Raw genomic sequence first — 17781 nt, 5'->3', positions numbered from 1 at the left:
GCTAAAAATCCAAAGCTATAAAAATGTAATTAAAAAGTCATAAAAAAGCCCATTTAACAAATTACTCTTAGTTTTAAAAATCAGAGTACGCTTTTAGCGTATCCAATTAAGTGATTTATCTGTTTATACGCCCTATTAATATGAACATTCATTAACTTAGCTTTTGCATTCATTGCTATTTACGACTATAAAATAAAGTGCTAACGCGTTAGTTTTCATTTTCTTAGCGACCAGACATGTACAATAAAAAGACAAAATCAGCTCAAAATTTTAGCAAAGTGTTAATTCTTTCGTATTTAATATTTAACTCCCCTAGCAGTAAAGGTATGATGGGCAATTAAATTAGTTAGTCTTCTAATTATTCGTGTTATTAGCTTTGGCAAAGAATCTAATAAGACGAATACAGTGAACTATAAAAAACTGGCATTAAGCCAGCCTGTTTCATTAACCAATGAGGTATTGCATGAGCGAGAATCATGACAAGTACAGTATTGACAATACGGACTACACCGTAGGTCAAGACAACGTGCAAAAATGGGGGTTTGATATACATAACCCTGTATTCGGAATAAGTGCAGGGTTAATAGCGCTGTTTTTAATTGCCGTATTAGTATCTGATGCCGAAGTTGCTAAAACAACGCTAGATGGTATTAAAACCGATATTATTAATAATTTTGACGGCCTGTTTATGTGGGCTGCTAACTTCTTTGTTATTTTTTGTTTAGTTTTAATTTTTTCGCCTTACGGCAATATCCGTTTAGGCGGCGACGATGCTAAACCATCTCACTCTCGTATTTCTTGGCTGGCAATGTTATTTGCAGCAGGTATGGGTATTGGCTTAATGTTTTGGGGAGTTGCTGAACCGGTGGCTTATTACACCGGCTGGTATGAAACACCGCTTAATGTGGCTGCCAACACCCCAGAAGCAGCAAAGCTTGCAATGGGCGCAACTATGTTCCACTGGGGTCTTCATCCTTGGGCTATTTATGCGGTTGTCGCGCTTTCTTTAGCGTTTTTCACATACAATAAAGGCTTACCGCTTTCTATACGCTCAATTTTTTACCCTATTTTAGGTGATAAAGCATGGGGCTGGCCGGGGCATATAATCGATATTTTAGCTGTGCTTGCGACCTTATTTGGTTTGGCAACGTCTTTAGGATTAGGTGCTCAACAAGCTTCAGCGGGTATTAACCACGTATTTGGCCTTGAAGGTGGCGTAGGTTCACAAATTCTGGTTATTACAGGGGTGACGTTATTAGCCATTGTCTCAGTTATTCGAGGCATTGATGGTGGCGTTAAGCTACTAAGTAACGTCAATATGCTTATTGCTTTAGTGCTACTGGTATTTGTATGTTTAGTTGGTTTTGCTGTATCTATGGGTAATATACCAAACACGGTAATGGGCTATGTAGAAAACATTATTCCGTTAAGTAACCCACATGGTCGTGAAGATGAAACATGGATGCATGGATGGACAGTATTTTATTGGGCTTGGTGGATTTCGTGGTCACCGTTTGTAGGTATGTTTATTGCCCGTGTTTCACGTGGTCGTACAATTCGTGAGTTTTTAACCGCTGTACTACTTATTCCTACAGCAGTCACTATCTTATGGATGTCTATTTATGGCGGCATCGCAATTGACCAAGTAGTTAATGGAATTGGTGCCCTAGGAACTGACGGTTTAACAAGTGTGCCTATGGCGATGTTCCAAATGCTTGATGAAATGCCAATGGCAAACGTTTTATCTTTCATTGCTATTGTTTTAGTACTGGTATTCTTTATTACTTCTTCTGATTCAGGGTCACTTGTAATCGATTCAATCACAGCAGGTGGTAAGATTGATGCGCCGGTACCACAGCGTATTTTTTGGGCGTCTGTTGAGGGTGCTATTGCTGCTGCATTACTTTGGATTGGTGGCACTCAAGCGATTGAAGCACTGCAAGCGGGGGCTATATCAACCGGTCTGCCATTTACCATTGTATTGTTATTGATGTGTGTAAGCTTAATTTTAGGTTTACGAACTGAGCCTCGCCCAGTTAAATAACACAACACATTCCATAATAAAAAAGCCGCAAATTGCGGCTTTTTTTGTGCTCTATTTTTAACAGTAATGCTTCAATAGCTAAAGCCAAATTTCACTCACTGGCGTGTCTGATCTATAGTGGTAACTTAGCTGCGCTTGCAGCAGCTCGGCAGTGGCTAGTGCATCAGTAAGCGCATTATGGTTTTGATACAGTGGCAATGAATAACGCTCCCGTGTATCACTTAACCTAAGTGATCCTAGCTTTGAATTAAACAGCCTGCCTAATAACCCCTGTCGCGCTTTAAGCGCCCGCCTTTCTATTTCCATCGTATCAACTAGTGCAAACTCAATGCCCTCTTTTATACGCATAAGTAGCGCGTTATAAAAAAAATGACGTTCTATTGCAGCATAATGTACCACCACCACTTTGCCTTTAAGGGCATCAAGCAGTGGCGCTAAAATTCGATTAAGATCAGGGGCTTCATCCACTTCTGAATGAGTAATTCCATGAATAACTATTGACTCTTCACTTAAATCTCGTCGTGGTTGCACCACCCAGTGACGGCTCTCTTTACAATAAATACGATTTACATTAAAAGGCACCAGCCCCACACTAACAATATCATCGCTATTCGCATCAAGGCCGGTTGTTTCAAAGTCGAGCGCCACAAAAGGGACATCTTTAAGTGGAGCAGCCTGATTGGTAAACGCTTGTTGATAAAAGTCTTTAAGTAACGGGTTTTGCGCAGTTTGCAATAACTGCTCGTAGCGCTGTGACCAATCTAACGGTGATTTAGCCATAACTTATTTCACACCCGGGTGCGCAGAATAGCTAAATTTTAAAAAGCTTTGCGCTTTTTCTAAAATAGCAAAGGCTTCTTTTAAATTACTTTGCTCAAAGGGTGAAAGTAAATGGGGGTCTAGATCGTTATCAGGGGCTTCACCCTGCTCTATTTGCCACGCCTGATGACGAATACGCACTGTGGCAATATACTCAAACGCATCACGTAAATCTTGTGCTTTACCTTTAGGCAGTAAATTTGCCTCTATAATATCTTCTAAGCGCTCAAAGGAGTTTTGTTTACGTGAGCCAACCGCTAAGGCGTGCACGCGCACCACATCAGATAGCGGCGCCGTACCACGGCGTTTTAAGTTCATTGACCGCTTATGCTGGCCATTATGCTCAAGCACAAAACCGTTAAAGAATCCTAGTGGCGGCGTTCTATTGCGGGCATTGGCAGCAAGGTTCGCTAAAAAGCGTTTGTTTACTTTGCTTTCTTTGGCCACCAGCGTTTTAAGCTCATCGGCCCATTTTAGCTTGCCCCATACACCATCTAAGTCAAAAAATATCGAACTATTAAGCAGTGCTTGCGGTTTCGGCTCGGCCATCCAACTAGCAAATTTTTCTTTCCATTGTGTACGGGTCATACGCCATTTTTTAAACGACGCCATAATTTCACCGTCACAATAGGTATAGCCACATTTAGCTAAACCATCACACACAAAATCTGATAGGTTTTGAAAATACTCATCGTGCAGTGCTTCATCAAAACTATTATCCAAAATGAGAGCATTATCTTGATCAGTCACAATTAGCTGCTCATCGCGGGCCATTGAGCCTAAGGCTATAAAACAATAAGGAATAGGCGGCTCGCCAAATTTTTCTTCGGCCAGTGCTAACAAACGCTGTTTAAAGGTACGGCCTATGACCGCCATAGCGGTTCCTATCATATGCGAATTTGCATCTTCATTAACCATACGTACAAATACATTAGGTAATTGGCGCGCGTAATGAACTAAGTCATCAACTGATTGCTGCGCTAAAATACCGCGTACTAACAGTAAGCTACTTTGTGATTCATAACGTAAAATGTCAGACAGCGATATTACCCCAATAGGCCGTTTTTTATGTACCACAGGTAAATGATGTAAGTTATCTCTTAGCATGGCTAATACGGCTTCAAACACATAGGCGTTGCTATCAAGTAGTACTAAGCTTGATGTCATTACTTCTTTGGCGGGTGTATCATATGTTAACCCTTGGGCAACCACCTTAGTGCGAATATCTCTGTCGGTTATGATCCCAACAACTTGACCGTCGTCTTCTTCTGGGTCGTCGCTTATTTGTTTTTCTATGTCGGTAACTAACACTGAAGAGACCGATTCTTGCGTCATTAAAAATGCGACGTCTTGAATAGCAGTTTGCATTGTTACTGTGACCACATCACGGTGTAATAATGACTTCACTTTCGCGGTGGTTAAATCATTGCTGTCGGCTTGCTCTACAATGGCTTGGTGCAAACGTACGTTACCATCCACTTCAAAAAAATCGGCAAAGGTTTCGTATTTATCACAATATTCGTTGAAGGTATTAACGTTAATACAATAGGTTAAGGTGTCTTCTAGGGCTCGAGCCGGAAAGCGCACTTTGCGGTTCATCAATAGGCCCATTTGGCCAAAAATGCCGCCTGTGGCTAAACGATTATAGAGCTCGCCATTACGACGTGAAATTTCAACCGAGCCACTACGAATAATATATAAGTCACTAATATCTTGGCCTAAATGTAAAATATCAGTTTGCGCACGAAAATAAGCAACTTCAATTTGCATTGCTAGTTCGTTTAGTGCCTCGCTCTCAAGCGTATCAAAGGGGGGGTGTTCAACTAAAAATTGGGCTATTTCAACTTGCTCGGCCTGCATGGGTGATCCTTGTGGCTTTAATCTAGTTGAATTGTGGGCTTAATTGGCTATTTTTTCAAAGAAAAATAGCCAATTAGCGTAATTAGTTAGTCAAGTTGCTCCAGCTCTTGGGCTAATTGCTTTGACTCATCGCCACGAGGACTGGTAAAGCGAGCTAATCCTAAATAAATCACCGGTGTTAAGTAAAGCGTAAACAATACTGCTAACGCAAGTCCACCAAATACCACCCAACCAATGGCATTACGTGCTTCTGCTCCGGCACCTGTTGACATAATGAGGGGTAACGCACCGAGTAAGGTCGATATTAAGGTCATGGTGATTGGTCTTAAACGTACCAATGCAGCTCGTTCAACCGCTTTTCGAACACTCAGCCCCTGATCTCTTAATTGATCAGCAAACTCGACCAATAAAATTGCATTTTTAGCGATTAACCCAATTAACATCACTAGGCCTATTTGCGAGTAAATATTCAGTGAGGTACCGGTTAAATACAGCGCTAGAATGGCCGATGTAATCCCAAATGGTACAGTGATCATTACCACGATTGCACTGTTAACATTTTCAAATTGCGCCGCAAGTACTAAAAACACAATTAAAAATGCCAATACGTAGGTCATTAATACTTCGTTGGAGGTTTCTTCAAATGTCAGTGCTTCCCCTTTAAATGCAAGAGTAATACCTGCTGGTAATGATTGCTCAGACACTTGCTTTATTTGTTCCACTAAGGTGGCAATTGTTAAGCCCTCAGGCAGCTCCATACTGAGCTCTATGGCACGGCGCTGAGCATGACGCTCAAGCTCGGCAGCAACCCCTTCCTCTGAAATGTTAGCGACACTACTGAGCGGCACCAATTGATTATTACGAGCTCTAATAAACAAGTTTGCTAAATCACTTGAGTCGTTAATAGTTTGATTTTGTGCCTGTAGCATAATAGGAATAGATTGATCGCCAATGTTTAAATCAGCGATATCGTCACCATTAATAGCGGCTCTTAATGTAATTGCGATATCACTTAAAGACACGCCAAGTTCTTCTGCGCGTCGTCTGTCAATATTAACACGCAATTGCGGCTGCGATGGCTGATACGATACTCTTACCGGCGCAACTTCTGGCACGGCTTTTTCAAGATCAGCTGAGAACTGCTGTGCAGCCTTAAATATTTCAAGATAATCTTGTCCAAGTAAAGCGATTTCTATGCCGCCACCTTGGCCACGTAAATTTAAGCTATTTGCCCCACCAGGGTAAGCTGGTGCGCCTGGGATGTTGCCTAAAGGCTGGCGAATTTTATTAATAATTTCTTGTTGGCTAAAGTTACGTTCATCCCAATGCTTTAATGGCACAGTAATAAACACAATATTGGGATCCCATTGCCCAACAACAGTGTAAATAGACTCAATTTCACCACTTTCAACGAAAGGCAATAAGGTATCTTCCATTTTAATGGCTTGTCTATCCATAAAGTTTAAGCCTACGCCATCAGGTCCGCGGGCAAATATTCTAATTTTACCGCGATCTTCAGTAGGGAGCAGTTCGTTATCTAAACTCATATACAAAGCACCCGAACCGCCTGCAACTAATAAACAAACAATAAAGGTAACCCACGCATGATCCAGTACTTTATGAATTGTTTTGGTATAAATATTGGCAAGCACGTTACCAAATTTCGCAAAGGGGTGAAAACCACCTTGCTTAAGCTTTAGTTTTGAGGTGAGCGCCGGTACTAACGATAAAGCAACAAAGCTAGATATAATTACCGCACCAGCTAGTACGCCACCAAACTCCCTAAATAAACGCCCTGCTGTAGAGGGTAAAAATGCGATGGGTACAAACACAGCCGCTAATACTGCAGTGGTGGCAATAACGGCAAAAAATACTTCGCGGGTACCAACAACCGCTGCGGCACGCCTTCCAAGGCCTAACCCTCGCTGGCGTTGAATGTTTTCACTCACTACAATTGCATCATCAACAATTAATCCTGTCGCTAATACCAGTGCTAATAAGGTTAAAATATTAATTGAAAACCCAAGTGCCCATATCAGTGCTAATGAACCTATAAGCGCAACAGGAATGGCAAATGCTGGGACTAATGTTGCACGCCATGAGCCAATAAACACCCACAAGGTGATGATCACTAGCAGTACCGTCAGTACCAATGAGTTAATCACTTCATCTACTGAGCTTCTAATAAACTGCGCGTCATCTGATGTTAGCGTAAACTCCATCTCAGGAAAGCGCTCCCGCATCCCCTCTATAAGGTTGAGTACTTCATCAGAAATTTCGATAGTGTTGGACTGTGCTTGGCGAATAATTTCCATACCAATAACAGGTTTACCATTAAGTCTTACCATAGAGCGCGGATCGGCCGGACCAAAGTACACGGCAGCAATATCGCTAATGCGAGTATCGCCCTGGATTATAATGTCGCCCACCTGTGCGGGGGTAACAGACGTTGCATCAGCGCGCACTATTATTTGCTGATCGTTTGATTTTAAACTCCCTGCAGGCACATCAAAGGGGGCTTGCCTGAGTACATCGGCAACATCTGGAATCGTTAAATTAAAACTGCTGAGCTTTAATGGATCAATGCGAACCCTGAGCACACGTTCTCTATCGCCGTTTAATCGTACGTCGGCAACGCCAGGAATAGTTAAAAACTGCGGCGCTAAGTCAACATCAACCCGCTCTGTTAAAGCCTCTAACGATAAGCTTTCACTTGATACTGTTAATGAAACCACCGCTTCAGCGTCGTTATCAGCCTTAATAATAGAAACGCGCTCTACCTCTTCAGGGAGCTCTCTTTGCACTCGAGCAACGGACTCACGCGTTTCATTCGCGGCGTCGTCAAGATTAACACCCGGTCTAAATTCAACCACAATGCGTGAATTACCTTCTTCACTTTGTGCACGAATCGATTTAACACCGCTCACGCGGGCCACGGCACCTTCAAGTTTACTGGTAACTTCGGTATCAACGGTTTCAGGTGAACCACCAGGGAACGAGGCTGATACAGTAATACGGGGTCTGTCTACATCTGGAAGCTCTCGAACTTCTACGCCAGCTATGGCGGCAATTCCGGCAATAATAATCAGTAAATTCAGTACCACAATAAGCACTGGGCGGCGAATAGCCATTGATGGCAAGTCTTGCATCATAGGTTGCTGTTTCATGGCTACTCCTGCGTATTAGCGATTGGCGCTGAGAAGCTTAGCTCTTGGTTCGCACGTAAGCGTTGTACGCCCTCTACCACTAAGTTATCTTGTTCTTTTAAAGCCCCCGAAACTAATAAACGACCAGCAAGGCGCTGTTCAATTTTCACATCAATTCGAGTGGCTTTTTTATCAACACTTGTCCAAACGTAAGGGCCTGTTGCTCCCCACAGTAATGCCGCCTCAGGTACAGCAGCAAAACGTTGCCCTTCTACTTCAATATGAACACGAAAACTCATGCCGGGTAAGAACTTTTGCTGCAGGTTTTCAAGCTCCGCTTTTACACGTAAGGTGCGGGTTTGTGGGTCTATTCGTGAATCTAGATAAGCAATTTTTGCGTTTACAGCATTTTGTGACTGCCAAGGGAATACTTTTACATTGCCTTTATTGCGCAGCATATAAACGGCCGATTCTGGGGCGTTAAAGTTTATATATAAAGCACGCGTATCATCAATACTTGCAATCGCCGTTTGGGGAGTAATTCTGTCACCCACTTCAACGTCGGTAAGTCCCATAGTGCCGTTAAAAGGCGCACGAACTTGGCGGTCTTCAAATTCTGTTTCTGCTTGGGTAAGGGTCACTTTTGCTAATTCAACAACTGTTTTTGCATCATCCACATCACTTTGTGGCACAGCCCCTTTTGCTTGGCTTTGCTTTAAAAGTGCGAGGGTTCTTTGGGTGTCAGCAAGTTTTATTTTTGCCTCTTCAAGTGCCGCTTTTTGTCTGCGTGAATCAAGTTCGAGTAACACATCACCGGCCTTTACGCTATCACCCGGTTTAAAATGCACCGCCGTTACTTTATCGCCCACAGCCGGATATAAAATAACCGAATGAATTGCTTCGGCGTTACCGACAGCCTGAACTTGCTCTTTAGCACGTTCCATCGCTACCTGCTCCACCACGACATTGGCACTCTTTACAGATAAACTTAACGACATTAAAGAAAAAAATACGCTGGTAAAAAGAATTCGCGATTTCAAAGGATCACCCTAATTAATTATTATTTGCATTATGTTACGCAGTTTAACAGCTCTATGATCAATAAATAGCTAAGTACGACAAATTAGCAAAACAATAAGCTGAAATTAAGCATGTTAGCCACTCTACATATTTTTACAGCAGCATACAAAATCCACACATATTTAAATTACATTTATGACTATGATTTAGCTCATCAATATTTTTAATAAAGGCAACATTTATGAAAAAGAGTTTAATTATGGTGATCTTGCTATCAGGCTGTGCATCACCAGGGATTGATCGGGCAGATCAAAATCAAGTTGTTAAACGTTATTATGCGTCTGTTGAATCAATACAAAAAGTAACACTCTCCTCAGAAGTGGGAACTGGAATAGCTGCTGGTGCGGGGTTTGGCTTTGTAGATAGCTTAGATGGCAATAAAGAAGAAATGATTGGCGGCGCCATTGTTGGTGGATTAGTCGGTGGATTATTTACTGCTTTATTTGAAGGGGGCAACACCGCGTATCAGTATAATCTATATGCTGCTGATGAAGGTAAATTTACCGTTATTCAAAAGAAAAAGCTCGATAAAAACACAAAATGTGTGCTCGTCAATGCTGCCAACAAGGTCACGCTCTCTACTACAGATACAAGCAATTGTGAAAAGAGTATAAAATAAAAAACCTCAGTTGAAACTGAGGTTTTTATTAATAACGTACAAACAAAAAGTACCGCTTATTTATTTCGCTGTGCGTCTTTTTGCGCTTTTTTAGCTTCTTTACGTTGTTGTAAAACAGCTTGTGCTTCGTTACCAATGTGGCCTTCACCGCGCGCTTGAGCAAGCTCTATTTGCTTTTGGCGCTCTGCAAAGCGAGCGCGTTGTTCATCGGTTACATTGTCAATACAGTGGTGACACGACACCCCTTCCATGTATTCTGGCTTTTGCTTTTCTTCTTCTGTGATAGGCATGCGACATGCATGACACTGATCGTATGAGCCTTTTTGTAAGTCATGATTTACCGCTACACGGTTATCAAATACAAAACACTCGCCTTCCCACATGGTTTCTTCTTTTGGCACTTCTTCTAGGTATTTTAATATGCCGCCTTCAAGGTGATATACCTCATCAAAACCTTGCTCTTTCATATAGGCTGTTGATTTTTCACAGCGAATACCACCAGTACAAAACATGGCTACTTTTTTATGTTTTGATGGGTCTAGGTTTTCTTTGGCCCACTGAGGAAATTCACGGAACGTTTTAGTGTTTGGGTCTACTGCGTTTTGAAACGTACCAATTTCAATTTCGTAATCATTACGGGTATCAACAAGGATCACCTCTGGATCAGAAATAAGGGCATTCCATTCATGTGGCTTAACATAACTGCCCACTACTTTTAATGGGTCTACGCCTTCAACACCCATAGTCACAATTTCTTTTTTCAGCTTAACTTTTGTGCGGTAAAACGGGCATTCGTCATCAAATGATTCTTTGGTAACAATGTTGTCTAAATTTGGTTGGGTGTCTAACCACGCAAGTAAATTATCTATGCCTTCACGTTTTGCAGAGACAGTACCGTTAATCCCCTCTGCGGCAATTAATAAAGTGCCTCGTACTTCGTTTTGCTCCATTACATTAAGTAAAGGTTGGCGAAGTGCTTCAAAATCCGGTAGAGAAACAAATTTATACAGAGCGCACACAACAAAGTGTTCGCTGGTTACATTATCTTTATGGACAGCAGTCATGGTATTCCTATTTTGCTTTTAAAACCCGCAAGGGGCGTTTACCGAATCGTAAATCCGGCGCATATGGGGCGCGTATTTTACGCTTTTTTTATTTAAATGCAAAAAAATGGATGATAATGCGCTTTTTACTGTTAGCGCAGTAGCTCAGTGGGCTATAATGCGCTGATAAATTTATACAGACTTGCTCATATTGGAGAAACATACATTGCACTTTACTGAACTTGGGATTGATACTCGCCTAGAAACACAATTAGCGCACCAAGGGATCACCCAGCCTACAGATATTCAAGCCCATGCTGTGCCAACGGCGCTGGCGGGACATGACATTTTCGCTCAGTCAAAAACTGGGTCAGGCAAAACTTTAGCGTTTTTATTACCGGCTGTGCAGCGTGTAATGAAACAAAAAGCACTCAGTAAACGTGATCCTCGTGTACTTATTGTTGCTCCAACTCGTGAGCTTGCGACCCAAGTTTTTACTCAACTTCGATTACTTATTGCCGGTACCAACATAAAGGCCGTTAAAATCCTCGGTGGCGAAAATTTTAACGACCAAATTAAAGCACTGCGTAACGACCCTCACTTTGTGGTCGCCACACCGGGGCGTTTAGCCGATCATTTAAAGCAACGTTCATTACAATTAAGTGGCCTAGAGTTACTTATATTTGATGAAGCTGACCGTATTTTAGATTTAGGTTTTACCGATCAACTTAAATTAATTAATGAACTGGCCGATCATCGTCTTCGTCAAACTTTGTTGTTTTCGGCGACATTAGATCATGCTCAAGTTGATGCGTTATCGCGTAATTTATTAAAAAAACCAAAACAGATTATGCTCAGTGCAGCCAATGAGCAACACAGTGATATTAAACAAACACTGTATTTAGCTGACCATCTTGATCATAAAGAAGCACTGCTTGAGCACTTTTTAAATCAAGATAACGTTGGCCAGTGCATTATATTTACTGCCACACGAGCTGATACCAGCCGTTTAAGTGAATCATTAAATAGTAAAGGCTTTAAATCTGTCGCATTAGCTGGGGATTTAACTCAAAGTAAGCGCCTTGATATTATGGATGCGTTTAGCCGTGAAAACTTTAAAATTTTAATTACTACAGATGTTGCTTCGCGCGGTTTAGATTTACTCAGTGTTACCCATGTTATTAACTTTGATTTACCAAAACACGCAGAAGAATACGTTCATCGTATTGGTAGAACTGGTCGTGCTGGTTTTAAAGGTAACGCATTATCACTTGTGGGCCCTAAAGATTGGGCAAGTTACTTGGCAATAAAATCATTTTTAAATGATGAATTATCGTTTGCTGCTGTTGAGGGTTTAAAAGCGAAATTTAAAGGTATTAAAGAGAAAAAAGTAGCGCCAATTAAACCGACTAAAAAAGCAGTGACCGCGAATAAGCCACAGCCAAAACGAAAAGCAAAACCGAAAAAGCCAACGGCCCCAATTAAAGCACCTCTTAATATTGATGGTGATACCCCGATGCGTCGTAAAAAAAAGCCTGAGCAGGAATAATTATGAGTTACCTAGGAACCACCCAAACCCTTTTTGTTAAAGAAGTCAGCAACGAAGGTGCCTATTTAGATGGGCACGACTTAGGTGAAGTTTTTTTACCTAAACATGAAATAAAACATGAGCTTGAAGCCGGCGATAGCATCAGTGTATTCACATTTTTAGATAATGCAAACCTGCCAACAGCCACAACTAGAAAGCCGCATGCTCAAGTGGGTGAATATGCCCTACTGCGTGTAAAAGAAATAAACAGCATAGGCGCGTTTTTAGATTGGGGCTTAGAAAAAGACGTACTCGCACCGTTTAATGAACAAAAACCACGTATGCAAGAAGGCTACTCATATTTAGTGCGTTTATATCTTGATAACGCCAGTCAGCGTATTTGTGCCTCAACTAACTTTAACCGTTTTTTATCAAAAGATGAGCCTCAGTATAGTCACTTACAAGAAGTTGACTTAATTGTTGCAGGCAAAACTGATATTGGTTACAAGGTGCTTATTGAAGAGTCCCATTTTGGCGTCGTGTTTTATAACATGGTGTTTAAAAACCTGTTTGTTGGTCAAAAGCTAAAAGGATTTATTCAAAAAGTACGTGAAGACGGAAAAATTGACGTCATACTTGAAAAACCAGGCATGGGTAAAGTAAGCGAGCTTGGTGAAAAAATAATGGAAAAACTAAAGGATGAGGGTGGCATTTTAGCCATAGGCGATAAGTCTGATCCTGAATTAATTAAAAAAGTGTTTTCGACCAGCAAAGCAAATTACAAAAAAGCCATTGGCGGTTTATTTAAACAAGGCTTAATTGATATTGAAGCTAAGTCTATTCGTTTAAAATAATTAAATAAAAAGCCACTTAAGTTTTAAACCTAAGTGGCTTTTTAGTATCTGAAATTTATAACCTAATATTTTTATAAGGTAAGGTACAGCGAGAATATTCATTTGAGTATTCAATTAATTCTTTTTTAGAATCTAGATTTAACGGCGCTAGCCTAAAAACTTTTTCTGTACACTCATTTTGCATTTCATCATGTGTCGCAACACAGTCTCTGCTGCTAACATCTATTCCTGCTAACACACCTTCATTGGTGTAACACAGATGCTGGGCATAATTTTGAGCAATTTTTTTAAACTTGAATAAATCAACGGGGTAACCAGATACCAAGTCAGTAACGTTTGAAACATCATCATACATTTTAGTTGAAAAAACATATTTATTAACAGCAAAGCCACTAATGATAATTACAACTAAAAATATTATTATACGCAAAGCAAATCCCTCACTGCACACCCATAATTTAAATGTAGCACAAAGAAAAGCAGTTGTAAGGAACTACACTCAATTATGCTAATTTTTAATTTAAGCTATTGATTCATTTACATCATTTAGTACTTTTACAGGGTTTTGTGCCTGAGTGATCGGACGCCCAATCACTAAATAGTCACTACCCGCTTCAATCGCTTCTTTAGGTGTCATAATACGTTTTTGATCGCCTGCATCACTTCCCGCTGGGCGAATACCTGGCGTAACTAATTTAAACTCTTTCCCTAAAGCAGCCTTTAAACTTTTCGCTTCTTGCGCGGAACAAACAACACCGTCAAGTCCTGCTTGCTTTGTTAATTTAGCTAAATGCATAACTTGCTCTTGGGGTGATTTAGTTATACCTAAACGCTCAAGTTCAGCTTCGTCCATGCTGGTTAATACAGTTACCGCAATCAGTAATGGCGCTTTATCGCCAAACTGCTCGAGTGCTTGTTTAGCTTTATGCATCATTTCATAACCGCCCGATGCATGTACATTGACCATCCATACACCCATTTTAGCCGCAGCAGTCACCGCTTTAGCAACGGTGTTTGGAATATCGTGAAACTTTAAATCTAAAAATACATCAAAACCTAAATCGACCAATTCTTTAACAAATGCAGGACCAAAATAAGTAAACATTTCTTTGCCCACTTTTAATCGACAGGTATCTGGTGATAACTGTTTTACAAATGCTAAAGCAGTTTGCTGATCATCATAATCAAGCGCGATAAGAATTTTTTTTGATTTTTCGAAAGACATAACTATCCTACTAGTGAGCGAAAAGTATAAAGATTAAAATCCGTCTAAGCCTCTGCTAGGCACAATGGTTTCCCAGTGTTTACATGAAGGGCAATTCCAATAAATGGTGTAGCTAGTAAAGCCACAATGCTGACATTGAAAGTCAGGTTTAGTGGCAATGTAAGAAGTAACAAGTTTATCGATTTGATTAAGCACGTCTTTTGTATTTTTATTTTCTGTACTCATTAACTGTAATAAAAAACTAAAGCCACGAATAGTGGGTTGACGTTTTAAATTATCAGTCAAAAATTCAAAGGCTTGTTCAGTGTGTCCTTGCTCAAGCAAGGCTTGGCAATGCTGTATTTTTATCATCACCCCACCCTTTTCTAGTAACTCAGTAATGAGTTCATGAAATTGGTGAGTTAATTTTAATTGCTTATAGCTGTGAGCTAACTTTTCAATAAACAATGGCGCAAAAAAAGTAAATTGGCAGATTAATTCTCGCCAATAGTAAATTGCTTTTACGTAATCTTCTTTGGTGTAAGCTGACAGTCCAAACTCATATAAAGGCCTAATTGTTTTAAAGTTTAAGCTAATGGCTTTACGCATAAGTTGTGGGTTATTACTGGCAATGGCATGCTCACAGTAAAAATTAGCGATGGCTTTAAAGTGTTGTTCTTTTGAAAAAAGCTCAGTATGCGCTTCAAACATATTAATGCCTTTTTCCCATTCACGGGTTTGTGAATATAAAGAAATGATAGGATCGAGTGCATCTGCATGGCTATTTTTTACCAGCCATATTAAATGTTCTTCTGCGCTGTCTAATAAGCCAGCCATAATATAATCTTCGGCTAGTTCTAAACGGCTATTTGCGGCTTGTTTTTCGTTAAGACTTGGGTGTTTTAGCAGTAGTTCGTGAATTTTTATTGCGCGGTCGAGCTCACCACGACGGCGAAACATGGTGGCCAGTGTTGAATAATGTTCAACAGAGTCAGCAGCTACTTCGAGCAAATTAATTAAATGCTCAAGCCCCTGATCTTCTTCTCTATCCAGTAAAAACTTTAAGCCTTTACTGTACTCAGAAGTAATTTGACGATTAAACTGATGAGCCTGATTTTTTGCACTGTTTTTCCCCATGATCCAACCATAACCGGCAGCAACGGGAAGCAGTAAAAACAACAGCTCAATCATAATTAGGTGTCTTTGTTGGCAATACGCTTTTTATTATCTTTTTCAGGCGTTAATTGCTTTTTTAAACGGTAATTTTGCCACTTTAATTGCGTGAACAATTTAAAACTCACAAAACAACCCACTACAACACCTAGCAAAAAGCAGATACTTATTATAACGGCTAAAGGTAATGTATTACTGGCTATTATGTAGTTAATTTGTGTTAATTGTGGATTTTGAGAACCCAATACAAACGCACCAATTAAAAAAAGTGCCGCCAGAATAATTTTTAATACCTTGAACAAGTAACTACTCCAATAAGTTTACTAAGCAATGCTCTCGTTTACACGGTCACGTAGTTCTTTGCCTGGTTTAAAATGAGGTACATGCTTACCATCTAACTCTACAGTTTCACCTGTTTTAGGGTTACGGCCTGTACGAGGCGCACGGTAATGCAAAGAGAAACTTCCAAAACCTCGGATCTCAATACGATCTGAAGAAGATAATGAGCCGGCCATTTGTTCAAGAATTTCTTTAACAGCGTTCTCAACATCTTTCACAGGAATATGTGAATGTTGTTCAGCAAGTGTTTCTATCAGTTCTGACTTAGTCATAGCGTTTCCTTAAAAAGAAATAGTGGAAGGGCATAAACTGCCCTTCCAATTAAAAGACTATAATTAATTAGTCTTTTTGTGCATTTGCGAAAGCAGCTGCCATTGCGTTTTCAAACACTGGCTCTTCTTTCTTAAGCTTCTCTAGTACTTCTTTCTCTTCTGCTTCGAAAAGAGCTTTAACAGATAAGCTTAAAGTGCGGTTCTTACGATCAACACCAACGTATTTAACTTCAATCTCGTCGCCTACAGAAACAACAGTAGTTGCATCTTCAACGCGCTCTTGAGCGATATCAGCTACACGGATGTAACCTTCAACGCCTTCGATAAGTTCAACAGTTGCGCCTTTCGCATCAACTTCAGTCACTTTACCTTTAACAATAGCACCTTTTTTGTTTGCATCAAGGTAGTTATTGAATGGGTCAGCTTCGATTTGCTTAACACCTAGAGAGATACGTTCACGCTCTGGGTCAACTTGCAATACGATAGCAGTGATTTCGTCGCCTTTCTTGAATTCACGTACAGCTTCTTCGCCAGGTGTGTTCCAAGAAATGTCTGAAAGGTGTACAAGACCATCAATACCACCGTCAAGACCGATAAAGATACCGAAGTCAGTGATTGATTTGATCTTACCAGTAACTTGGTCGCCTTTGTTTTGTAGACGAGCAAATTCCTGCCAAGGATTAGCAATACATTGCTTAAGACCAAGAGAAATACGACGACGTTCTTCGTCGATTTCAAGAACCATAACTTCAACAGTGTCACCTAGTGATACAACTTTTGAAGGGTGGATGTTCTTGTTAGTCCAATCCATTTCAGAAACGTGTACTAGACCTTCAACGCCTTCTTCGATTTCTACGAAGCAACCGTAATCAGTAAGGTTAGTTACACGACCAGAAAGTTTAGAACCTTCTGGGTAACGACCAGCGATAGCTGCCCATGGATCTTCGCCAAGCTGTTTAAGGCCTAGAGATACACGAGTTTTATCTTTGTCGAATTTAAGAACTTTAACTGCGATTTCGTCGCCAACATTAACGATTTCTGAAGGGTGTTTAACACGCTTCCACGCCATATCAGTAATGTGTAGTAGACCATCAACACCACCAAGGTCAACGAATGCACCGTAGTCAGTAAGGTTCTTAACGATACCTTTAACTTCTTGACCTTCAACAAGGTTAGCAAGAAGCTCTTCACGTTCTTGTGAGTTTTCTGATTCGATAACTGCACGACGTGAAACAACAACGTTGTTACGTTTTTGATCAAGCTTGATTACTTTAAATTCAAGCTCTTTGCCTTCAAGGTGAGTTGTGTCACGTACTGGACGAACATCAACAAGTGAACCAGGTAGGAAAGCACGGATTGAATCAACTTCAACAGTGAAACCGCCTTTAACTTTACCGTTGATAACACCAGTAACAGTCTCTTGCTCTTCACATGCTTTCTCAAGACGGATCCACGCTTCGTGACGCTTCGCTTTCTCACGAGAAAGGATAGTTTCACCAAAACCGTCTTCGATTGCATCTAGTGCAACATCTACTTCGTCGCCAACAGCAACTTCTAGTTCACCAGCAGCATTTTTGAACTGCTCTGCAGGGATAGCACTTTCTGATTTAAGACCAGCATCTACAAGTACAATGTTGTTCTCGATTGAGATTACTGTACCTTTAACGATAGAGCCTTGCTCTGCTTCAAAACCCTTTAAGCTTTCTTCAAATAACTGCGCAAAATTTTCTGACATACGAATATACGTCTCATATATTAATACCAATAAGCAACCATGCTGCATGGGGTTGTTAAAATAGC

General features: G+C 40.6%; 15 protein-coding genes. 4 read left to right on the top strand and 11 right to left on the bottom strand.

The window, feature by feature from the left end; translation table 11 throughout:
• Nucleotides 1–463: 463 nt before the first annotated feature.
• Nucleotides 464–2044 carry a BCCT family transporter gene (locus QL984_RS03455; protein ID WP_013464887.1) on the top strand — a complete coding sequence of 527 codons (1581 nt, stop codon included), beginning with the start codon at nt 464–466 and terminating at the stop codon, nt 2042–2044.
• Between the two features lie 78 nt (nt 2045–2122).
• Here QL984_RS03455 and QL984_RS03450 read toward each other — a convergent pair whose 3' ends face one another.
• From QL984_RS03450 to QL984_RS03435, 4 genes are all read right to left on the bottom strand, one after another.
• Nucleotides 2123–2824 carry a 3'-5' exonuclease gene (locus tag QL984_RS03450; protein ID WP_013464886.1) on the bottom strand — a complete coding sequence of 234 codons (702 nt, stop codon included), beginning with the start codon at nt 2822–2824 and terminating at the stop codon, nt 2123–2125.
• Between the two features lie 3 nt (nt 2825–2827).
• Nucleotides 2828–4723: a putative nucleotidyltransferase substrate binding domain-containing protein gene (locus QL984_RS03445; protein ID WP_016899937.1), complete on the bottom strand. Its 1896-nt coding sequence runs from the start codon at nt 4721–4723 to the stop codon at nt 2828–2830.
• An 86-nt stretch (nt 4724–4809) separates the two neighbouring features.
• Nucleotides 4810–7890 (bottom strand): efflux RND transporter permease subunit, encoded by a 3081-nt coding sequence (locus QL984_RS03440; protein WP_138764101.1) that lies wholly within the window; start codon nt 7888–7890, stop codon nt 4810–4812.
• Nucleotides 7891–7892: 2 nt separating this feature from the next.
• Entirely contained in the window at nt 7893–8909 is a 1017-nt protein-coding gene (locus QL984_RS03435) for an efflux RND transporter periplasmic adaptor subunit (RefSeq protein WP_138764100.1), read from the bottom strand.
• Nucleotides 8910–9130: 221 nt separating this feature from the next.
• Between QL984_RS03435 and QL984_RS03430 the strand changes: the two genes are divergently transcribed.
• Nucleotides 9131–9568 carry a hypothetical protein gene (locus QL984_RS03430; RefSeq protein WP_016899934.1) on the top strand — a complete coding sequence of 146 codons (438 nt, stop codon included), beginning with the start codon at nt 9131–9133 and terminating at the stop codon, nt 9566–9568.
• A 56-nt stretch (nt 9569–9624) separates the two neighbouring features.
• Here QL984_RS03430 and QL984_RS03425 read toward each other — a convergent pair whose 3' ends face one another.
• Nucleotides 9625–10632 (bottom strand): rhodanese-related sulfurtransferase, encoded by a 1008-nt coding sequence (locus QL984_RS03425; protein ID WP_028835275.1) that lies wholly within the window; start codon nt 10630–10632, stop codon nt 9625–9627.
• Between the two features lie 205 nt (nt 10633–10837).
• Between QL984_RS03425 and QL984_RS03420 the strand changes: the two genes are divergently transcribed.
• Together QL984_RS03420 and QL984_RS03415 are read left to right on the top strand one after the other, a co-directional pair.
• Nucleotides 10838–12160: a DEAD/DEAH box helicase gene (locus tag QL984_RS03420; protein ID WP_138764099.1), complete on the top strand. Its 1323-nt coding sequence runs from the start codon at nt 10838–10840 to the stop codon at nt 12158–12160.
• Between the two features lie 2 nt (nt 12161–12162).
• Complete coding sequence (locus QL984_RS03415) at nt 12163–12993, top strand: S1-like domain-containing RNA-binding protein (RefSeq protein ID WP_138764098.1); 831 nt, start codon at nt 12163–12165, stop codon at nt 12991–12993.
• A gap of 55 nt (nt 12994–13048) precedes the next feature.
• Here QL984_RS03415 and QL984_RS03410 read toward each other — a convergent pair whose 3' ends face one another.
• The 6 genes from QL984_RS03410 to rpsA form a co-directional block, all read right to left on the bottom strand.
• The gene (locus tag QL984_RS03410; protein WP_016899933.1) at nt 13049–13423 is read right to left on the bottom strand and encodes a hypothetical protein; all 375 of its coding nucleotides are present in this window, start codon (nt 13421–13423) and stop codon (nt 13049–13051) included.
• 90 nt (nt 13424–13513) lie between these two features.
• Entirely contained in the window at nt 13514–14218 is a 705-nt protein-coding gene (gene pyrF / locus QL984_RS03405) for an orotidine-5'-phosphate decarboxylase (RefSeq protein WP_028835277.1), read from the bottom strand.
• Between the two features lie 33 nt (nt 14219–14251).
• Entirely contained in the window at nt 14252–15388 is a 1137-nt protein-coding gene (lapB, locus tag QL984_RS03400; RefSeq protein WP_138764097.1) for a lipopolysaccharide assembly protein LapB, read from the bottom strand.
• Between the two features lie 2 nt (nt 15389–15390).
• Entirely contained in the window at nt 15391–15672 is a 282-nt protein-coding gene (locus tag QL984_RS03395) for a LapA family protein (protein WP_008114742.1), read from the bottom strand.
• Between the two features lie 21 nt (nt 15673–15693).
• The gene (gene ihfB, locus QL984_RS03390) at nt 15694–15981 is read right to left on the bottom strand and encodes an integration host factor subunit beta (RefSeq protein WP_008114744.1); all 288 of its coding nucleotides are present in this window, start codon (nt 15979–15981) and stop codon (nt 15694–15696) included.
• 67 nt (nt 15982–16048) lie between these two features.
• Nucleotides 16049–17716 (bottom strand): 30S ribosomal protein S1, encoded by a 1668-nt coding sequence (gene rpsA, locus QL984_RS03385; protein ID WP_002961176.1) that lies wholly within the window; start codon nt 17714–17716, stop codon nt 16049–16051.
• Nucleotides 17717–17781: the final 65 nt, after the last annotated feature.

This window comes from Pseudoalteromonas sp. APC 3495 (assembly GCF_030407645.1).
GTDB classification, from domain to species: Bacteria; Pseudomonadota; Gammaproteobacteria; order Enterobacterales; family Alteromonadaceae; genus Pseudoalteromonas; species Pseudoalteromonas tetraodonis.
This window is presented reverse-complemented; position numbering and strand designations above follow the sequence as displayed.